General features: G+C 46.8%; 20 protein-coding genes and 1 other annotated feature. All 20 genes read right to left on the bottom strand.

Features of this window, described 5'->3' with window-relative positions; genetic code table 11:
* Positions 1-41: 41 nt before the first annotated feature.
* Positions 42-3602, bottom strand: a complete 3561-nt coding sequence (gene rpoB / locus V1499_RS00705; protein ID WP_316572530.1) for a DNA-directed RNA polymerase subunit beta — start codon at positions 3600-3602, stop codon at positions 42-44.
* A gap of 299 nt (positions 3603-3901) precedes the next feature.
* Positions 3902-4504 (bottom strand): class I SAM-dependent methyltransferase, encoded by a 603-nt coding sequence (locus V1499_RS00700; protein WP_409276191.1) that lies wholly within the window; start codon positions 4502-4504, stop codon positions 3902-3904.
* A 64-nt stretch (positions 4505-4568) separates the two neighbouring features.
* On the bottom strand, positions 4569-4931 hold the full coding sequence (gene rplL, locus V1499_RS00695; protein ID WP_316572529.1) for a 50S ribosomal protein L7/L12: 363 nt from the start codon (positions 4929-4931) through the stop codon (positions 4569-4571).
* Positions 4932-4986: 55 nt separating this feature from the next.
* Positions 4987-5487, bottom strand: a complete 501-nt coding sequence (rplJ, locus tag V1499_RS00690) for a 50S ribosomal protein L10 (RefSeq protein WP_409273043.1) — start codon at positions 5485-5487, stop codon at positions 4987-4989.
* Between the two features lie 33 nt (positions 5488-5520).
* Positions 5521-5665, bottom strand: a sequence feature (ribosomal protein L10 leader region).
* Positions 5666-5712: 47 nt separating this feature from the next.
* Entirely contained in the window at positions 5713-6411 is a 699-nt protein-coding gene (gene rplA, locus V1499_RS00685) for a 50S ribosomal protein L1 (protein ID WP_409273041.1), read from the bottom strand.
* A 182-nt stretch (positions 6412-6593) separates the two neighbouring features.
* Positions 6594-7019 carry a 50S ribosomal protein L11 gene (rplK, locus tag V1499_RS00680; protein WP_048822996.1) on the bottom strand — a complete coding sequence of 142 codons (426 nt, stop codon included), beginning with the start codon at positions 7017-7019 and terminating at the stop codon, positions 6594-6596.
* A 334-nt stretch (positions 7020-7353) separates the two neighbouring features.
* Positions 7354-7887, bottom strand: a complete 534-nt coding sequence (gene nusG, locus V1499_RS00675; RefSeq protein ID WP_053364756.1) for a transcription termination/antitermination protein NusG — start codon at positions 7885-7887, stop codon at positions 7354-7356.
* A 161-nt stretch (positions 7888-8048) separates the two neighbouring features.
* Positions 8049-8231, bottom strand: coding sequence for a preprotein translocase subunit SecE (secE, locus tag V1499_RS00670; protein WP_409273038.1), 183 nt, complete (start codon positions 8229-8231; stop codon positions 8049-8051).
* A 42-nt stretch (positions 8232-8273) separates the two neighbouring features.
* Positions 8274-8420 (bottom strand): 50S ribosomal protein L33, encoded by a 147-nt coding sequence (rpmG, locus tag V1499_RS00665; RefSeq protein WP_409273036.1) that lies wholly within the window; start codon positions 8418-8420, stop codon positions 8274-8276.
* A 106-nt stretch (positions 8421-8526) separates the two neighbouring features.
* On the bottom strand, positions 8527-9132 hold the full coding sequence (sigH, locus tag V1499_RS00660; protein WP_409276190.1) for an RNA polymerase sporulation sigma factor SigH: 606 nt from the start codon (positions 9130-9132) through the stop codon (positions 8527-8529).
* Positions 9133-9247: 115 nt separating this feature from the next.
* On the bottom strand, positions 9248-9757 hold the full coding sequence (locus V1499_RS00655; RefSeq protein ID WP_316572523.1) for an NYN domain-containing protein: 510 nt from the start codon (positions 9755-9757) through the stop codon (positions 9248-9250).
* A 2-nt stretch (positions 9758-9759) separates the two neighbouring features.
* The gene (gene rlmB, locus V1499_RS00650; protein WP_409273034.1) at positions 9760-10503 is read right to left on the bottom strand and encodes a 23S rRNA (guanosine(2251)-2'-O)-methyltransferase RlmB; all 744 of its coding nucleotides are present in this window, start codon (positions 10501-10503) and stop codon (positions 9760-9762) included.
* Positions 10496-10924 (bottom strand): Mini-ribonuclease 3, encoded by a 429-nt coding sequence (locus tag V1499_RS00645; protein ID WP_409273032.1) that lies wholly within the window; start codon positions 10922-10924, stop codon positions 10496-10498. Before V1499_RS00645 ends, rlmB begins: the two co-directional genes overlap by 8 nt.
* Before the next feature lie 3 nt (positions 10925-10927).
* On the bottom strand, positions 10928-12325 hold the full coding sequence (gene cysS / locus V1499_RS00640; protein ID WP_409273030.1) for a cysteine--tRNA ligase: 1398 nt from the start codon (positions 12323-12325) through the stop codon (positions 10928-10930).
* A gap of 1 nt (position 12326) precedes the next feature.
* On the bottom strand, positions 12327-12974 hold the full coding sequence (gene cysE, locus V1499_RS00635; RefSeq protein ID WP_409273028.1) for a serine O-acetyltransferase: 648 nt from the start codon (positions 12972-12974) through the stop codon (positions 12327-12329).
* Positions 12975-13326: 352 nt separating this feature from the next.
* Positions 13327-14784, bottom strand: a complete 1458-nt coding sequence (gene gltX, locus V1499_RS00630) for a glutamate--tRNA ligase (protein WP_409273026.1) — start codon at positions 14782-14784, stop codon at positions 13327-13329.
* An 84-nt stretch (positions 14785-14868) separates the two neighbouring features.
* On the bottom strand, positions 14869-15351 hold the full coding sequence (gene ispF, locus V1499_RS00625) for a 2-C-methyl-D-erythritol 2,4-cyclodiphosphate synthase (RefSeq protein ID WP_409273024.1): 483 nt from the start codon (positions 15349-15351) through the stop codon (positions 14869-14871).
* Between the two features lie 45 nt (positions 15352-15396).
* A complete protein-coding gene (gene ispD / locus V1499_RS00620; protein ID WP_409273022.1) occupies positions 15397-16089 on the bottom strand; it encodes a 2-C-methyl-D-erythritol 4-phosphate cytidylyltransferase in 693 nt (230 codons plus the stop codon).
* Positions 16090-16146: 57 nt separating this feature from the next.
* A complete protein-coding gene (locus V1499_RS00615; protein WP_409273020.1) occupies positions 16147-17229 on the bottom strand; it encodes a PIN/TRAM domain-containing protein in 1083 nt (360 codons plus the stop codon).
* 120 nt (positions 17230-17349) lie between these two features.
* Positions 17350-18729 carry a DNA repair protein RadA gene (gene radA / locus V1499_RS00610; protein WP_409273018.1) on the bottom strand — a complete coding sequence of 460 codons (1380 nt, stop codon included), beginning with the start codon at positions 18727-18729 and terminating at the stop codon, positions 17350-17352.
* Between the last annotated feature and the right edge of the window lie 120 nt (positions 18730-18849).

Genomic DNA, 18849 nt, shown 5'->3' with positions numbered 1-18849 from the left:
TATTCTCTTTGAGAATTGTCTAGCTCCGAAGCTTTTCCATGTTACTCTTTTGAACCTACTTTTTCAGATTCGAAGCTTTGTGTTTCAGGAGCAATGGTCAATGTATCGACCTGCTGCATATCATCCTCGTCTTCAAGGTCGCGCATTTCTATTTCTTCTTCATCACCGGACAGGATTTTTACATCAAGTCCAAGGCTTTGAAGCTCTTTAATCAATACTTTGAATGACTCAGGAACACCTGGTTCCGGTACGTTTTCGCCTTTTACGATGGCTTCGTACGTTTTTACACGGCCGACCACATCATCGGATTTGACAGTAAGGATTTCCTGAAGCGTATAGGCAGCGCCGTACGCTTCAAGCGCCCAAACTTCCATCTCCCCGAAACGCTGTCCGCCGAACTGGGCTTTTCCGCCAAGCGGCTGCTGTGTTACGAGAGAGTATGGGCCTGTGGAACGGGCGTGCAGTTTATCGTCAACCATGTGAGCAAGTTTAATCATGTACATGACACCGACAGAAACCCGGTTGTCAAATGGCTCGCCAGTTCGGCCGTCGTATAGGACAGTCTTCGCGTCGCGGGCCATGCCAGCTTCTTCGATAGTCGCCCATACATCTTCTTCGGTCGCACCGTCGAATACTGGCGATGCAACATGAATGCCAAGCGCCCTTGCGGCCATTCCGAGATGGAGTTCTAATACCTGGCCGATGTTCATACGGGATGGTACACCCAGTGGGTTAAGCATGATGTCCACAGGTGAGCCGTCCGGAAGATAAGGCATATCTTCTTCAGGAAGAATTCGGGAAATAACCCCTTTGTTTCCGTGGCGTCCTGCCATTTTGTCCCCTTCGGAGATTTTACGTTTTTGGACGATATACACACGGACGAGCTGGTTCACGCCCGGAGGAAGTTCATCACCGTCTTCACGGTTGAACACTTTAACATCCAGGACAATACCGCCGCCGCCGTGTGGAACACGGAGGGAAGTATCCCTTACTTCACGTGCCTTTTCACCGAAAATCGCATGAAGCAGACGTTCTTCCGCTGTCAATTCGGTTACCCCTTTAGGCGTAACTTTACCAACAAGCAAATCGCCGTCCTTGACTTCCGCGCCTGTACGGATGATTCCACGCTCATCAAGGTTTCGAAGTGCATCTTCCCCAACGTTCGGGATATCGCGTGTTATTTCTTCAGGCCCCAGCTTTGTATCGCGGGACTCGGATTCATATTCTTCAATATGGATGGATGTATACACATCATCCTTTACAAGCCGTTCGCTCATGATGATGGCATCTTCATAGTTGTAGCCGTCCCAGTTCAGGAAAGCAACCAGCACGTTCCGGCCAAGAGCCAGTTCGCCCTTTTCCATAGATGGTCCATCGGCCAGTATTTCACCTTTGGTTACCCTGTCGCCTACAGAAACAATCGGACGCTGGTTGTAGCATGTTCCCTGGTTTGAGCGGATAAATTTAAGCATCCTATATTTATCGAGGTCGCCTTTTACTTCCTGGCCATCAATTTCCTGGACACGGCGAACCCAAACTTCACGGGCTTCAACGTGCTCAACAATTCCTTCGTGTTTGCAAATGACGGCAGCTCCGGAGTCTTTCGCGGAAACGTGCTCCATACCTGTACCAACCCTTGGAGCTTCCGGCTGCATCAACGGAACAGCCTGGCGTTGCATGTTCGCTCCCATCAGGGCGCGGTTGGAGTCGTCATTTTCAAGGAACGGGATGCACGCAGTCGCTGCGGATACAACCTGCTTTGGCGATACATCCATATAATCGACGCGTTCTCTTGGGACTACCGTATTATCGCTTCGGAAACGAGCAACGATGTCCTCATCGATGAACGAGCCATCCTCATCAAGCCTTGCGTTCGCCTGGGCGACTACGTAAAGGTCCTCTTCATCGGCGGTCAGATAGTCGATGCGATCCGTCACTTTTCCTGTTTCGGGATCTACCCTCCGGTACGGAGTTTCAATAAAACCGAAACGGTTCACCTTCGCATAAGATGAAAGCGAGTTAATCAACCCGATGTTCGGACCTTCCGGCGTTTCAATCGGACACATACGCCCGTAGTGGGAATAGTGAACGTCACGAACTTCGAAGCCGGCGCGCTCACGAGTCAAACCACCAGGCCCGAGTGCTGATAGACGGCGTTTATGCGTCAATTCGGCAAGCGGGTTCGTCTGGTCCATGAACTGTGAAAGCTGGGAGCTTCCGAAGAACTCTTTAATTGAAGCAATAACCGGACGGATATTGATCAGCTGCTGCGGAGTGATAGTCGCTGTATCCTGGATCGACATCCGCTCACGGACTACACGCTCCATTCTGGAAAGACCGATCCGGAACTGGTTCTGCAGTAATTCCCCTACAGAACGGAGGCGGCGGTTTCCAAGGTGGTCGATATCGTCCGTATCACCCACTCCATGAAGGAGGTTGAAGAAATAGCTGATTGAAGCAATGATATCTGCCGGGGTAATGTTCTTTACCTGTTCCGGCACATAGGCGTTGCTTAAAATATTAATTACTTTTTCGTTATCATCGGTTGGCGCGAAAATCTTGATTCCCTGAAGGACGATCTCACCATCGACCACTCCGCCCCCTGGCTCGTAGCTGTCCATGTTGATGTTCTTTTCAAGGTGGGGAATGATTCTGTCAAGATTCCTCCGGTCAAGCAACGTTCCAACTTCAGCGATGATCTCGCCGGTTTCCGGATCAACCAATGCTTCAGCAAGCCGCTGGCCAAACAGCCGGTTTTTAATATGAAGCTTTTTGTTGATTTTATAGCGCCCTACACTTGCCAAGTCATATCGTTTAGGGTCGAAGAAACGCGAAACGAGCAGGCTCTTGGCGTTTTCCACCGTAGGCGGTTCACCTGGGCGGAGCCTCTCATAAATTTCAAGCAGCGCTTTTTCGATGCTGTCGGTATTGTCCTTTTCGAGCGTATTGCGGATATACTCATTGTCACCAATGAGATCGATGATTTCTTGATCAGAGCCGAACCCGAGTGCACGCAAAAGAACCGTAACTGGCAGCTTCCGGGTACGATCTATCCTTACGTATACGACATCCTTGGCATCTGTTTCATATTCAAGCCAAGCGCCGCGGTTCGGTATAACGGTGGCTGTAAAACCTTTTTTCCCGTTTTTATCCACTTTCCCGCTGTAGTAGACGCTAGGGGAGCGTACTAGCTGGGAAACGATGACACGTTCCGCACCATTAATAACAAAGGTGCCTGTTTCTGTCATTAGCGGGAAATCGCCCATGAAAACATCCTGGTCCTTTACTTCCCCTGTTTCTTTGTTGACGAGACGCACTTTTACACGCAGCGGTGCCGCATATGTTACATCCCGTTCCTTCGATTCCTCAACGGAATATTTCGGATCGCCAAGGCTATAATCAATAAATTCTAGAGATAGGTTACCAGTAAAGTCTTCAATCGGTGAAATATCCTGGAACATTTCACGCAGTCCCTCATCAAGAAACCATTGATAAGAAGAGGTTTGGATTTCAATAAGATTTGGTAATTCTAAAACTTCACTGATTCGCGCGTAACTTCTTCGTTGGCGGTGTCGTCCATACTGAACTAGTTGACCTGTCAACTGATTCACCCCTCAAATCAAGAGTTATAATGTAAATCTATTTGGAGCCTGAAGCCGGACAGTTGTCCCGCAACAGACAAAAAAGAAAAAGGGTTTTTCGACTCAAAAACCGCATTTTTCACATTTTGACCTATTATTTTGTCATCTTTTCCTTCCTATACCAGTTTTATACAAAAAGAATTCCCTTTTTTCATTCACAGAAAGTTTTATCCTTTTTGCAAAAAGAGCTTGACAATCTGGAATAGTATCGAAAATATGATGATGGCATTTTATAATATTAACATAGTGGCATTTTCGAGTCAAACATTTTTCGCCCTGATAATAAAGTAGCCCTTTTCCTTGTCGACTACTTCCACTTCCCCGAATAGTTCATTCAGCTTATCCAAGGCTGATGGCGCTCCTTGCTTTTTTTGAATCACAACCCAAAGCTCGCCCAGTTGCACCAGCTTCTCTTTCGCCTGAGTGAAAATATCATGGACTGTTTTTTTGCCGGCGCGAATAGGAGGATTGGTAAGGATTGCGGCAAAGCCTGTCTCTTCCACGCCTGTCAGCCTGTCACTTTCATAAACAATGACATTCTCCACTCCGTTCGCCTTTGCGTTTTCTCTCGCCAGTTCAAGGGCACGTTCATTTACATCCACCATATGTACGGCGCGGTCAGGATACTGTCTGGCTATCGCTAGCCCGATTGGTCCATAGCCACAGCCCACATCCAGGACTGGCCCTGAAATTTCAGGCAATACAAATGTTTCGATTAACAACCTTGAACCAAAATCGACTTCATTTTTTGAAAAAACACCGCTATCGGACTTGAACCGGAAACGAACGTTCCTCAGTGTATACTCCCAATGCTTTGGTGCGCTCTCAACATGCGGCTTCCGTGAATAATAATGATCCGCCATCATTTCCACCTCCAGGGAAAGCAGAAAAAAGCCCGCTTAGGCAGCGAGCTTTCTTATTGGTTGATTACTTAACTTCGACGTTAGCTCCAACTTCATCAAGCTTAGCTTTGATAGCTTCAGCATCTTCTTTAGAAACGCCTTCTTTGATTGGCTTCGGAGTGTTGTCAACAAGGTCTTTTGCTTCTTTAAGGCCAAGTCCAGTGATCTCACGAACAACCTTGATAACCTTGATTTTTTGATCGCCTGCGGATGCAAGGATAACATCGAATTCAGTTTTTTCTTCAGCAACTGGGCCAGCGCCGCCGCCAACCATAGCTACAGGTGCAGCTGCAGTTACGCCGAATTCTTCTTCGATAGCTTTTACTAGGTCGTTAAGTTCGAGTACAGTCATGGATTTGACTGCTTCAATGATTTGTTCTTTAGTCATTGTAAATTTCCTCCTCAAATTTGTTTGGTTTTATGGTAAAGCGATAACGGTCAGCTTACGCGCCTTGTTCTTCTTTTTGCTCTGCAACAGCTTTTGTAGCAAGAGCGAAGTTGCGGATAGGAGCTTGAAGCACGCTGAGTAGCATGGACAGCAATCCTTCGCGTGATGGAAGTTCTGCAAGTGCCTTGATTTCCTCGGCAGTTGCAACGTTCCCTTCGATGACACCTGCTTTGATTTCCAAAGCATCGTTCTTTTTCGCGAAATCATTGATGATTTTCGCTGGAGCAACTACATCTTCCGCGCTGAACGCGATTGCGTTAGGGCCAGTCAATGATTCGTTAAGGCCTGCAAGGTCGGAAGCTTCTGCCGCACGGCGGCTCATCGAGTTTTTGTAAACCTTGAATTCAATCCCAGCTTCACGAAGCTGCTTACGAAGTTCGGTTACTTGGGCAACATTCAATCCACGATAGTCTACAACTACAGATGTTACGCTGTTCTTAAATTTATCGGCGATTTCATCGACGATCAATTTCTTTTGTTCGATAGCGCTGCTCATGATTACACCTCCTATAGATTTCTGCATTTATACCGGGCAAAACAAAAGCCTCCATATCAAGAAGACATGGAGGCATAATACAACAAGCCGTTTGATGGGCTAATTCTATCGTATTCCCTCGGCAGGATATTTAAGCTGTATCAGCACCTGCTGTCTTCGGTACAAATGTATTCATTATTAAACAACAAAAGTAATATTAACAAACTTGAATTGTTTTGTCAATAATTATTTCGCTGTTACGGAAGCTGGATCAATTTTCACGCCAGGCCCCATTGTAGAGGAAACTGTTACACTCTTCATGTAAGTTCCTTTTGCGGCTGCAGGCTTAACTTTAACCATTGTGTCGAAAATGGTCTTGAAGTTTTCAACAAGCTTTTCATCTTCGAAAGATACTTTGCCAATAGGAACGTGGATGATACCAGACCTGTCAACGCGGTATTCTACTTTACCAGCTTTGATTTCGTTAACCGCTTTAGTTACATCAAATGTAACAGTTCCGGTTTTAGGGTTTGGCATTAAGCCTTTTGGTCCAAGTGTACGGCCAAGCTTACCAACTTCACCCATCATGTCAGGTGTCGCAACGATTACATCGAATTCGAACCAGCCTTGTTGGATTTTGTTGATATACTCGGAATCGCCAACATAATCTGCGCCAGCAGCTTCCGCTTCCTTCGCTTTTTCGCCTTTTGCGAAAACAAGAACGCGCTGGGTTTTACCAGTTCCGTTTGGAAGCACTACCGCTCCACGGATTTGCTGGTCAGCTTTCTTCGGATCTACTCCAAGACGGAAAGCAACTTCGACAGTCGCATCGAATTTTGCGTAGTTTGTTTTCTTAGCAAGCTCAATCGCTTCGTTTACCGGATAAGCTTTCGTACGGTCGACAAGCTTAGCGGCTTCTTGATACTTTCTGCTTTTCTTAGCCATTTTAAATATCCTCCTTGATTTGTGGTTATAACGGAATGGACCTCCCACGTGAAAAGGCATAAGCGCCTTGTTCCCGGCGTCGGAGCCGGATATCATCCCGCTCGACTTCCGCCTTACAGAACAAAGGTTGCGTGTGATAAATCAGCTACGCAACCCCATCATACCTTAACAGTCAGCATGGATTAGTCTTCGATCGTGATGCCCATGCTGCGCGCTGTACCTTCGACCATGCGCATTGCTGCTTCAACGCTGGCCGCATTCAGGTCAGGCATTTTCTGTTCAGCAATCTCGCGCACCTTGTCGCGCTTAACTGTTGCTACTTTATTACGGTTAGGCTGGCCTGAACCAGACTGGATTCCGGCTGCTACTTTCAAAAGAACTGCAGCTGGAGGAGTTTTCGTAATAAATGTAAAGGAACGGTCTTCAAAAACCGTAATTTCAACAGGAATGATCAGACCTGCCTGGTCCGCTGTACGTGCGTTAAATTCCTTACAGAATCCCATGATGTTAACACCCGCCTGACCCAATGCAGGACCAACCGGTGGCGCTGGGTTAGCTTTACCAGCAGGGATTTGCAATTTAACTACCTTAATTACTTTTTTAGCCACGAGACACACCTCCTTAAAAAGTCCGTGATGTGGTAATAGGGGTATCCCCCTCCCACTCATAACAAAAGCCTTTATTCACATAAAGAACTTGACAAATGTCCGGTTTTTCCTGTCCAAGACATACTGACCTTTGAAATGTTACCACTTTTCACGTTTGATTTCAAGCTATTTTACACTTTCAGTTAATTTTTTTCTTCCACTCTTAACGGACAGAATAATACCCTCGCCTGAAGAAGCGGAGAATTTAACTTTAGTAGATCCGGCTAACCATCAGTGAGGGATAACCCCCACCCATAGAAGACTCGCTTTATTTATCTACCTTACCCCACTAGGGTTATAACTTATCAATTTGTGAAAAATCGAGTTCAACCGGCGTATCGCGGCCAAACATATCGACGAGCACACGCAGCTTCGACTTCGTTTTATCCATTTCTTCAATGATGCCTGTCTTATCCGTGAAGGGACCTTCCTTGACCCTGACAGTTTCGCCAATTTCGAAATTGACATCAACCCGTTTTTCTTCCACACCCATCCTCTTTAAGATGACTGAAACTTCCTCTGGGAGGAGGGGGGTAGGTTTCGAGCCTGATCCGGCCGAGCCTACGAAACCTGTGACGCCAGGCGTATTCCGGACAACATACCATGAATCATCGGTCATGACGATTTCAACAAGCACATAGCCAGGGAATACTTTACGTTTGACTGTTTTCTTTTTACCATTTTTAAAATCTGTTTCTTCCTCTTCCGGAACGACCACTCGAAAAATTTTATCTTGCATTCCCATTGATTCGACGCGTTTTTCAAGATTCGCCTTAACTTTGTTTTCATATCCGGAGTACGTATGGACCACATACCAGTTCTTTTCCATTTCAAAGGACTAAATGTCCGTCCCTCCCTGTATTTTCTTTTTCGCCATTACCGCGCTAAACGGGCGTTTCCGCTTTTCTTTCCCAAATGAAAAAACCCGTTAAACCGGGCTTTGTAGAAATTTCCTGCATTATTTCCCATTATACCATGAACAGGGGGTGTTTATTCAAGAATTAATCGAATCAGCTTTGAAATGCCAAGGTCGACTACCGCAAAGAATACGGCGAAAATTGCCACAGTTGAGATAACCGTTATCGTATAACGGGTAAGCTCGTCCTTCTTGGGCCAGCTGACTTTTCTCATTTCACGAGCGATATCGCGAAAAAAATTCGTTATGCGCTGCATTGTTCGTGACCTCCATCTATCCTGTATGCAAATCCTGCTTTCCTACCGGGTTTCTTTATGGACCGTGGAGGCATTGCAGGTTTTACAGTACTTTTTTAGTTCCAGACGTTCGTTCCTGGCCTGGTTGTTTGCTGTTGAATAATTACGCGAACCGCAAATGGAACAGGCAAGAACAGCTTTTTTTGTCATTTCGTCACCTGCTGCCAGTTTTTTGTCCTTAAAACTGTATCACGCCCACCAGTAACTGTCAATAAGCACTGAAGGGTTTCATCGAAAATACATATTTCACGGACTCTTAATGGGAATATTCGCGGATTTCCAGATAGCGCTCCAGCTTCCGCTTAACCCGCTGGAGGGCATTATCAATCGACTTCACATGGCGGTTCAGCTCTTCGGAAATTTCCTGATACGATTGCCCGTCAAGGTAAAGAGCAAGAACTTTCCGCTCAAGATCGCTCAGGAGTTCGCTCATTTTTATTTCGATATGGTCGAATTCCTCCTGGTTTATGATAAGCTGTTCCGGGTCCGTCGCCTTGGTTCCGCTAAGTACATCCATTAGGGTCCTGTCGGATTCATCATCGAATATCGGCTTGTCCAATGAAACATAGGAATTCAGCGGGATATGCTTTTGCCTTGTGGCTGTTTTGATCGCCGTGATGATTTGCCTCGTAATGCATAGCTCGGCGAATGCCTTGAAGGAAGTGAGTTTGTCGTCACGAAAATCCCGGATTGCCTTATATAGTCCAATCATCCCTTCCTGGACAATATCTTCCTTGTCAGCACCAATTAGGAAATAGGACCTTGCTTTGGCCCTGACAAAATTGCGATACTTGTGGATCAGGTAATCCAGGGCTTCGCTGTTGCCGCCGTGCACCAAATAAACGATCTCCTCATCTTCCATAATCAGAAACTCATCGCCTGCCCTCGACCTTACATCCACACTCACTGAGATCCCCCTCGCATGTACATGCATAGTTAGAAATATTATACAGTAGGTATTTTTTAAGCGTCAATGTTCATTTTTCGCCTCTGCGCCACTTTTCAAAAATTTCTGCCAAATCTCCGCTTATTGGAATCCGGGTTACAGGCTTCTTTTCCTGGATTTTCTTTACGTTTTTTTCGATGTTTTTTTCGATGCCAGCCATTTCGATAAGAAGCTCTCGGGCGGACTTTCGTAATGCGCCCTGCCCAAAAATGACCCATTGTTCTGTAAAATCGGACGTGGCCACATGAATTTGTGTTTTTCTGTTGCCAAGTTTGACGGCGAGTTTTTCAATCCTTTCATCCGCGGATTCATTTTCGCGTGTGAAAATGACCTCGACCTTATGGTTTTTAAACTTCTTCTCTATCCCTTGTACATAATGGGCATCAAAAACAACTATAACCCGATAGCCAGAATATCCCTGATATTCCGCCATCAACTCGATCAGCCTGTCCCTGGCGGCGGACAGGTCCCTGGCCTTCAATTCCCTAAGTTCCGGCCAGGCACCGATAATGTTGTAGCCGTCAACTAAAAGGATATCCATCCCTATCCCTCAAGCGGGTGGCGCCTGCGGTAAACCTCGTACATCAACAATGCCGCAGCGACTGATGCATTCAGGGAAGTGACCTTCCCGGCCATAGGTAAATGGACAAGGAAGTCGCATTTTTCGCGAATCAGCCTTCCCATCCCCCTTCCTTCACTGCCTATGACGAGCCCAAGCGGCATGGTGAAATCCTGTTGCCGGTAATCCACGCTTCCTTTTGCATCCGTTCCGGCAATCCAGACGCCGCGCTCTTTCAATTCATCAATCGTCCGGGCGAGATTGGTAACCCGCGCAACTGGGATGTACTCAATCGCTCCGGTTGAAGCTTTTGCAACTGTTGAAGTAAGCCCTACGGCCCTCCGCTTCGGTATGATGATGCCATGCGCGCCTACCGCATCGGCTGTCCTCATGATTGAACCAAGGTTATGCGGGTCCTCGATTTCATCAAGAATTAGGAAGAATGGCTCCTCGCCTTTCTCCTTTGCCGCGTCAAAAAGGTCATCCAGCTCGGCGTATTGATAAGCAGCAACATAGGCCAACACCCCTTGATGGTTTCCGTCGGACAGCTGGTCGATTTTCTTCTTTGGCACATATTGGACAATAACGTTCGCTTCCTTGGCCAGTTCTGTAATCTGCTGCATTTGACCGCGCTGCGAGCCTTCAGCGATCAGGATTTTATTGATATCCCGTTTTGACCTTAATGCCTCCAGGACGGGATTTTTGCCAATGATTGTATCCTCACTCATCCTTAACCATTCCTTTCTTGCCCTCTACATACGCAAATGCTTTTTCAACAAGCTCTTCAAGCCGTTTTTTATTGCCTGATAAATAGAGGGTTCCTATGAGTGCCTCAAAGGCTGTGCTGTGCCTGTAGGTAACTACATCTGTATTTTTCGGCACAGAACCCGATTTCGCATTCCTGCCCCTTTTGACCACAGCCATTTCTTCTTCGTCAAGCAGGCCTTCATCCATAAAGCTAAAAAGGATTTGGGACTGGGCTTTGGCGGAAACGTATTTTGTCGCTTCCGAATGGAGCCGGTGCGGCTTAACCGTACCTTTTTGCAGAAGGTGGCGCCGAACATAGACTTCAAGGACCGCATCCCCCATATAGGCAAGCGCAAGGCTGTTCAGCTGTTTTTCGTCAATGGTTGTTTCGTAATGGAGCATAAGTCAGCCTCTTTTCCATCTTGTACCTTGAGGCGTATCTTCCAGGATAATATTCATATCCTTCAGCTGGTCCCTGATTTTGTCAGACAACTTGAAATCCCTGTCTTTTCTGGCTTGGTTTCTTTTCTCGATCAGCGCTTCAATTTCTTCATCAAGTAGCTCTTCCCCGCCAAGTTTTAGACCGAGCACGTCAAAAAGCTCCTCAAATTCCTTTGTAAAACGGTCGATGACTTCTACCGCCGTTGTTTTTTCCAGAAGATATTGGTTGGCCAATTTGGATAGGTCGAAGAGGACAGTAACAGCATTGGCTGTATTAAAATCATCGTCCATTTCCTTGATGAACCGCTCCCTTAGCGCCTCGACTTCCGCAATCCAGCGGCCATTGTCCCCTGTCAGCCCCGTACTCGATTCCTTCCTGTGCTTCAGGTTTTGGTAGGATGTCTTCAGCCTTTCCAATGCAGCTTTTGTGTTTTCAAGCAACTCTTCGCTGTAATTAATGGGATTCCGGTAATGGACCGATAGCATAAAGAAACGTAGGACCTGGGGATCATGTTTTTTAATAATGTCATGGACAAGGACAAAATTTCCGAGTGATTTCGACATTTTTTCATTGTCAATGTTTATATATCCGTTGTGCATCCAGTAGCGGGCAAACGTCTTTCCGGTTAGTGCCTCTGACTGCGCGATTTCATTTTCATGGTGCGGGAATGCCAAGTCCTGCCCACCCGCGTGAATGTCGATTGTGTCACCAAGGTATTTCTTCGCCATGGCCGAGCATTCGATATGCCAGCCTGGGCGCCCTTTGCCCCAGGGGCTTTCCCAGTAAATTTCGCCTTCCTTCGCTGCTTTCCAGAGAGCAAAATCAAGAGCGTCCTGTTTCTTTTCACCCCGCTCAATCCTGGCACCGACCTTCAGTTCATCAATCGATTGGTGTGAAAGCTTTCCATAGCCATCGAATTTCCTTGTCCGGAAATAAACATCTCCATTGGCCTCGTATGCGTAGCCTTTGTCGATTAATGCCGAAATGAAATCGATGATGATGTCCATGCTTTCCGTGACCCGCGGGTGAGCGTCCGCCCTTTTGCATCCGAGAGCTGTTACGTCTTCGAAATAGGCGTCGATGAATCGTTCGGCGATTACAGGAACATCCTCGCCGAGTTCCTTTGCCGCCCTTATTAGCTTGTCGTCAACATCGGTAAAATTCGAGATGTAGTTCACATCATAGCCCCGGAGTTCGAAATATCGCCTGACAGTGTCGAACACAATGGCAGGGCGGGCGTTCCCGATGTGGATATAGTTGTATACGGTCGGGCCGCAAACATATATTTTTACTTTTCCTTCTTCAAGCGGAACAAACTCCTCTTTTTTTCGTGTCAATGTATTATAAACCTGGATGGCCATCTCACCTGGCTCCCTTCATTTTGATTGCTTCCAATTCTTCTTTCAACATGGCAATTTCCTTCTCAAGCTCTTGGAAACGGTCGCCGGTTGGATCCGGCAAATCCGTATGGTCCAGCCTCGTGCCGACTTTAATCCCGTTTTGGATGACGATTTTACCAGGGATGCCAACAACGGTCGAATGTGCTGGAACATCCTTCAGGACAACCGACCCGGCGCCTACTTTTGCATATTCACCGATTGTTATTGAACCGAGTACCTTGGCGCCCGCGGCAATCAGGGCATTGTCATGGATGGTCGGGTGCCGTTTTCCTTTTTCCTTTCCTGTCCCGCCGAGAGTAACCCCCTGATATACAGTTACATTATCCCCGATTTCGCATGTTTCACCAATGACGACACCCATTCCGTGGTCTATAAAAAAGCGGCGTCCAATCCTGGCGCCAGGATGTATTTCAATTCCGGTAAAAAAGCGGCTGATTTGCGAAATCAAGCGTGCCAAGAAGAAAAATTTTCGTTTAAATAGTGCGTGGGCAACCCTGTGGGCCCAAATGGCATGCAAGCCGGAATAAGTTAGCACAACCTCAAAAGCGCTTCTTGCGGCCGGATCCTGCTCGAACACAACATCAATGTCTTCTTTCATTGTTTTGAACATTCCTTTCCCCTCCCCTGCGTAGGAAATGTGTATGAATCTGCCAAGTAAACAAAAAACGCCCCTGCCATAAAGACAGAGACGCTTGTGCGCGGTTCCACTCTGTTTAGGTCGCAATCCTCCTTAAAGGATTCCGGCCCCAACTTAAGCCTGGTAACGGCAGGTACCGCCCTGCTCCTACTGCGGACTGCGCCGGTTCGGGAGGGACTCAGGGGTGCATTTCAAAAAAGCGAGAGGCTTAAACCACTTTCAGCCGGTGATGGTTCTCTCTTTCAAGCTTCGTTCTTTTACTTTTCCCCGTCTTTGATTTGTTGCTATAGGATTACTTTTACTATATACCATTTAAGACCAATTGTTAACTAATTAAATCGGTTAGCCTCTTCTGAATTTTTTCCCTGCCCAATAATTCAATCGTCTTCGGCAGGTCCGGCCCATGTGTTTGGCCGGTTACAGCAGCGCGGATTGGCATGAAAAGCTTCTTTCCTTTATGGCCTGTAGATTTCTGCACGGCCTTCATTGCAGCCTGGATTCCTTCCGACTTGAATTCTTCGAGCTTCCCGATTTCCTCAAGGAAGGCCTTCATCACCTCAGGGACCTGTTCCTCCGCGAGAACGGATTTTGCTTCCTCATCCGGATTGATATCCTCACGGAAGAAAATATCCGACATTTCGACAATTTCAGCGCCAAAGCTCATTTTCTCCTGGAAGAGGGCAATTAGGCTGATAACCCACTCTTTTTCCTTGTCATTCAAATCCTCTTTAACAAGCCCCGCTTTGATAAGATGAGGAAGCGAAATAGCGACAAGCCTATCCAGATCTACCTTTTTCATATACTGGTTGTTCATCCAGGCAAGCTTTTGCTGATCGAAAAGAGCCGGAGATTTTGAAAGCCTTGCCGGGTCAAACTTCTCAATGAATTCCTCTTTTGAAAAGATTTCTTCTTCCCCTGCAGGCGACCACCCCAAGAGGCCGATAAAGTTGAACAGCGCTTCCGGCAAGTAGCCAAGCTCATCGTACTGTTCAATAAATTGGATGATTGATTCATCACGCTTGCTAAGTTTCTTGCGGCTTTCATTGACAATTAGCGTCATATGGCCAAAAATCGGTGCATCCCAGCCAAGCGCTTCATAAACCATCAACTGCTTCGGCGTATTTGAAATATGGTCATCGCCGCGAAGGACGTGGGTGATTTCCATCAAATGATCATCGATCGCCACAGCGAAATTGTATGTCGGTGTTCCGTCTTTTTTAATCATGACCCAGTCGCCCATGCCTTCGGACTCAAAGGATACTTCTCCTTTTACAATGTCATTAAAGGTGTAGGTTTTATCGGCAGGAACCTTCAAGCGGACGCTTGGCTGCCTTCCTTCACTTTCAAGGCGGCTCCGTTCTTCATCCGTCAAATGGCGGCATTTTCCCGAATAATGGGGGGTCTCACCGCGAGCTGACTGTTCCTCACGCTCGGCTTCCAGCTCTTCTTCAGTGCAGTAGCATTTATAAGCATGGCCTTCTTCTATAAGCCTTGTATAATATTTCTTGTAAATATCAATCCGTTCAGACTGTCTGTAAGGGCCATATCCGCCATCTTTATCGACGCTCTCATCCCAATCGATACCGAGCCAGTTTAAATAGTTCAGCTGGCTTTCTTCGCCCCCTTCAATGTTACGCTTCTTGTCCGTATCCTCGATGCGAATAATAAATTTGCCTCCCTGGCTACGCGCAAACAAGTAATTGAATAAAGCTGTACGGGCGTTTCCAATATGTAAATGTCCTGTCGGGCTTGGCGCGTACCGAACTCGAACTGTGTTTGACATAAAAATCCTCCTAAACGTGCTGCTCAATTTTCTTTAAGTTTCATTTTACCATTGTAACGCAAATGCCGGAAGCCCAGGACGCCCTTAACTGTTTCTTTTTTGAAGCAGGACCGCCACCTGGGAGGCAATGCCTTCACCCCGACCAGTAAAGCCAAGCTTCTCTGTCGTTGTTGCTTTTACATTGATTTTGCTTGGATCGGCTTCAAGCAGCTCGGCGATCCTTTTTTTCATCTCGCCAACATAGGGAGCCATTTTCGGCTTTTGGGCAATGATGGTGCAATCGGCATTGCATAGTTCATACCCATGTTCCTTAACCATCTTCCACACCTGTTCGAGCAATTTAGCCGAGTCAGCATCCTTGAAAGCTTCGTCCGTATCCGGGAAATGCCTCCCGATATCCCCTTCACCGATTGCTCCTAAACAGGCATCCGCCACGGTATGCAAAAGAACATCCGCATCCGAATGGCCCAATAGTCCTTTTTCATAGGGAATCGTTATCCCTCCTATAATGAGTGGGCGGCCTTCCACAAGCTGATGCACATCAAATCCTTGTCCAATCCGAAACATATCCGTATCTCCTTTACGTTAAATACTAGTTGTTGCCGTACCTGTTTACTTGCCTTCGGAATTGCGCTGTTCCAATATCGCTTCGGCAAAAACAAGGTCTTCCCTCGTTGTCAATTTTATATTGTTATAGTCACCCTGAACCACTGCGACAGGATGCGGAAGGCGCTCCACAAGGCTCGCATCGTCGGTCCCGAGGAAATCATCCCGCTCTGCCCTTTCGTGCGCTTCAAGCAGCACCGAAATACGAAAAGCTTGTGGGGTTTGGACCGCCCACAAGCTGGAACGTTCAATCGTTTCCGCAACATGATTTCCGATTACCTTTTTTACGGTATCCTTTACTGGAACGGCCAATACGGCTGCGCCATCCCGTTCCGCTGCTTCAGCCAGACGGCTAATCAGGCCGTTTGTGATGAACGGGCGGGCAGCATCATGGACAAGAACAAGCCCTTCGTTGCCAGCTTCCTTTAGGCCGTTGTATACGCTTTGCTGCCGCTCAGCCCCTCCTTGGGCAAACTTGACCGGTTTTTTAATATTATACCGATGCAGAAGGCTAGCCATCTCATCTTCCTCTTCCGGATTAACCGCCAAAATTATGCTTTGGCAATTATCATCACCTTCGAATACCAAAAGTGTATGAATGAGGACCGGAATTCCGGCAAGTTCAAGCAAAAGCTTATTGATCCCGGCTCCCATTCGCTTCCCCCGGCCGGCTGCCGGAAGAATCACTTTATACTTCATAACAAAACCCCAAACATTTATAGTAGGTTCCAATGCCTCTGTATAGGTAGCACAGATTCACAATGCTTTTTCATATAGCTTTGGCTTTGCGAAAATCATCCGTCCAGCAGATGTTTGCAAAACGCTTGTAACCATGACATCAATCCGCTTGCCGATATATTCACGGCCCTCTTCGACGACAATCATCGTACCATCATCAAGATACGCAACACCTTGATGATGCTCCTTGCCGTCCTTTATTACCTGAACACTTAGTTCTTCACCCGGCAATACAACCGGCTTGACCGCATTGGCAAGGTCATTAATATTGAGGACCGAAACATTCTGGAACTCGCTTACCTTGTTCAGGTTAAAATCATTCGTAACCAAAATTCCGCCTGTTTTTTTGGCGAGTTTCACGAGTTTGCTGTCGACTTCCTGAATATCATCAAAATCGGTTTCACTAATTTCGACATTAATGGCAATTTCCTTTTGGATCCGGTTCAGGATATCCAGGCCGCGCCGTCCCCTGTTCCGCTTCAGCACATCCGATGAATCGGCGATATGCTGAAGTTCTTCAAGGACGAAACGGGGAATGACAATTGTTCCTTCAAGAAAGCCAGTCTGGCAAATATCAGCGATTCTTCCATCGATGATGACGCTTGTATCCAATATTTTAAGAGAGTGGGCAGCAGCTTTTTCCTGTTCCTCTTCCACCGCCTTTTTCTTCTTGCTCGAAAATAGATTCATCATCTCGTCGCGCTTTTTGAAGCCTACCTGAAAGCCCAAATACCCAAAAAGAAGGGTAAGAAGAATAGGTGCAACTGTATTTAGGACAGGCACTTCAATGGCATTTAGTGCAAAACCTATCAGGAATGCTACTATTAGGCCGAATATAAGGCCGAGGCTGCCAAAAAGAACATCCGTAACCGGAACTCTTACAAGGGTGTCTTCAACCCATTTAATAAAATCTATTACATACTCAACTGCCCAAAAAGTTAGAAAATAAAATATAAGTGCGCCTATAATGGCTGCCATATAGGAATTGTTTAAAAATGGAATCCCGTCAGCCCCGATAATATTCAATAATGGTGGAATTAAAAAGATCCCAAGCGTTCCCCCGGTAATAAGAAAACATGCCTGAACGATTCGTTTTAACATTCCTTCACCTCCTTTTAATCATTATAAACAAAAACCCGGAAATGAAACCTTAATTACACCTACATTTTTCCGAAATGGAAGCTTTTTCTGCCAGTCCTTTCCGCCGATTGGCAAAAAGGATTATTCTCCAAGCGCAGCCCTTAACGCTTCACTTACAGTGGAAACTCCTATCAGCTCCAAGCCTTTCGGGCCTGTCCAGCCCCCCAGGTTATTCGCTGGAAGAATGACACGCTCAAAACCAAGCTTGGCCGCTTCCTGGACGCGCTGCTCAATTCTTGATACCCGCCTGACCTCACCTGTGAGCCCAACCTCGCCTATGATGCAGTCTGTCGGCCTTGTCGGTTTATCACGAAAGCTGGATGCAATGCTCACGGCAACCGCCAAGTCTATGGCCGGTTCATCCAATTTGACGCCGCCAGCCACCTTCAAATAAGCATCCTGGTTCTGGAGGAGCATCCCAACCCGTTTTTCGAGGACTGCCATTAAAAGTGGAACCCTGTTATGATCTATTCCCGTAGCCATTCTCCTCGGATTACCAAAGCTAGTCGGTGAAATGAGCGCCTGTATTTCAACAAGCACCGGCCTCGTCCCTTCCATTGATGCAACAACCGTAGAGCCTGCCGCACCGCGTGAACGTTCCTCAAGAAAAATTTCAGATGGGTTCTCGACTTCCTCCAGGCCAGCTTCCTTCATTTCAAAAATTCCCATCTCATTCGTGGAACCAAAACGGTTTTTGACAGCGCGGAGAATCCGGTACGTATGGTGACGTTCCCCTTCAAAGTAAAGTACGGTATCGACCATATGCTCCAATAACCTGGGTCCGGCGATATTGCCTTCCTTTGTGACATGGCCGACAATAAAGATGGCAATTCCCTTTGTTTTACCAATTCTCATCAGCTCCGCTGTACACTCCCTGACCTGCGAAACGCTTCCAGGCGCTGAAGTAACCTCCGGGTGAAAAACGGTCTGAATCGAATCAACGATTACGAATTCGGGAGCAGTTTGTCCGATTGTCCTGCTGATTTCTTCCAGATTGGTTTCAGAGTACACCAGAAGATTCTCTGACGCAACTCCAAGCCTCTCTGCCCGCAACTTTGTCTGACGGAGCGATTCTTCCCCTGAGATATATAGGACTTTGTGTCCTTTATTTGCAAGTTGGGAAGATACCTGAAGGAGAAGGGTCGATTTCCCGATTCCTGGATCGCCGCCTATAAGTACAAGCGAACCTTTGACAACACCGCCACCAAGCACTCTGTTTAATTCCGTCATTTCGGTATAAATCCTTGGTTCACTAATTGTTTCAACTGCAGTGATCGGCATAGCCTTTGAGGAAACCGCCGAACCTTCGGAATGGGCAAATGCGCCTCGCCTGCCCGTCGAGGCGGGTTCTACTTCTTCGACCATTTTATTCCATTCCCCACAACCAGGACATTTTCCCATCCACTTGGGCGATTCGTATCCGCAATTCGTGCACATAAATTTCGTTTTACGTTTTGCCATCACTTGCCCACTTCCGCTTCTAATTCTTTTTTTGCAAGGCACCGGAACGGGGAAAAAAATCAAGGAGGTGCCGCCAGATAAATAAGCGTGAACCTCCTTGATTGATGCTATCCTCAACTG

The organism is Neobacillus oceani (assembly GCF_046237595.1).
In the GTDB taxonomy this organism is placed as follows: Bacteria; Bacillota; Bacilli; order Bacillales; family Cytobacillaceae; genus Bacillus_D; species Bacillus_D oceani.
This window is presented reverse-complemented; position numbering and strand designations above follow the sequence as displayed.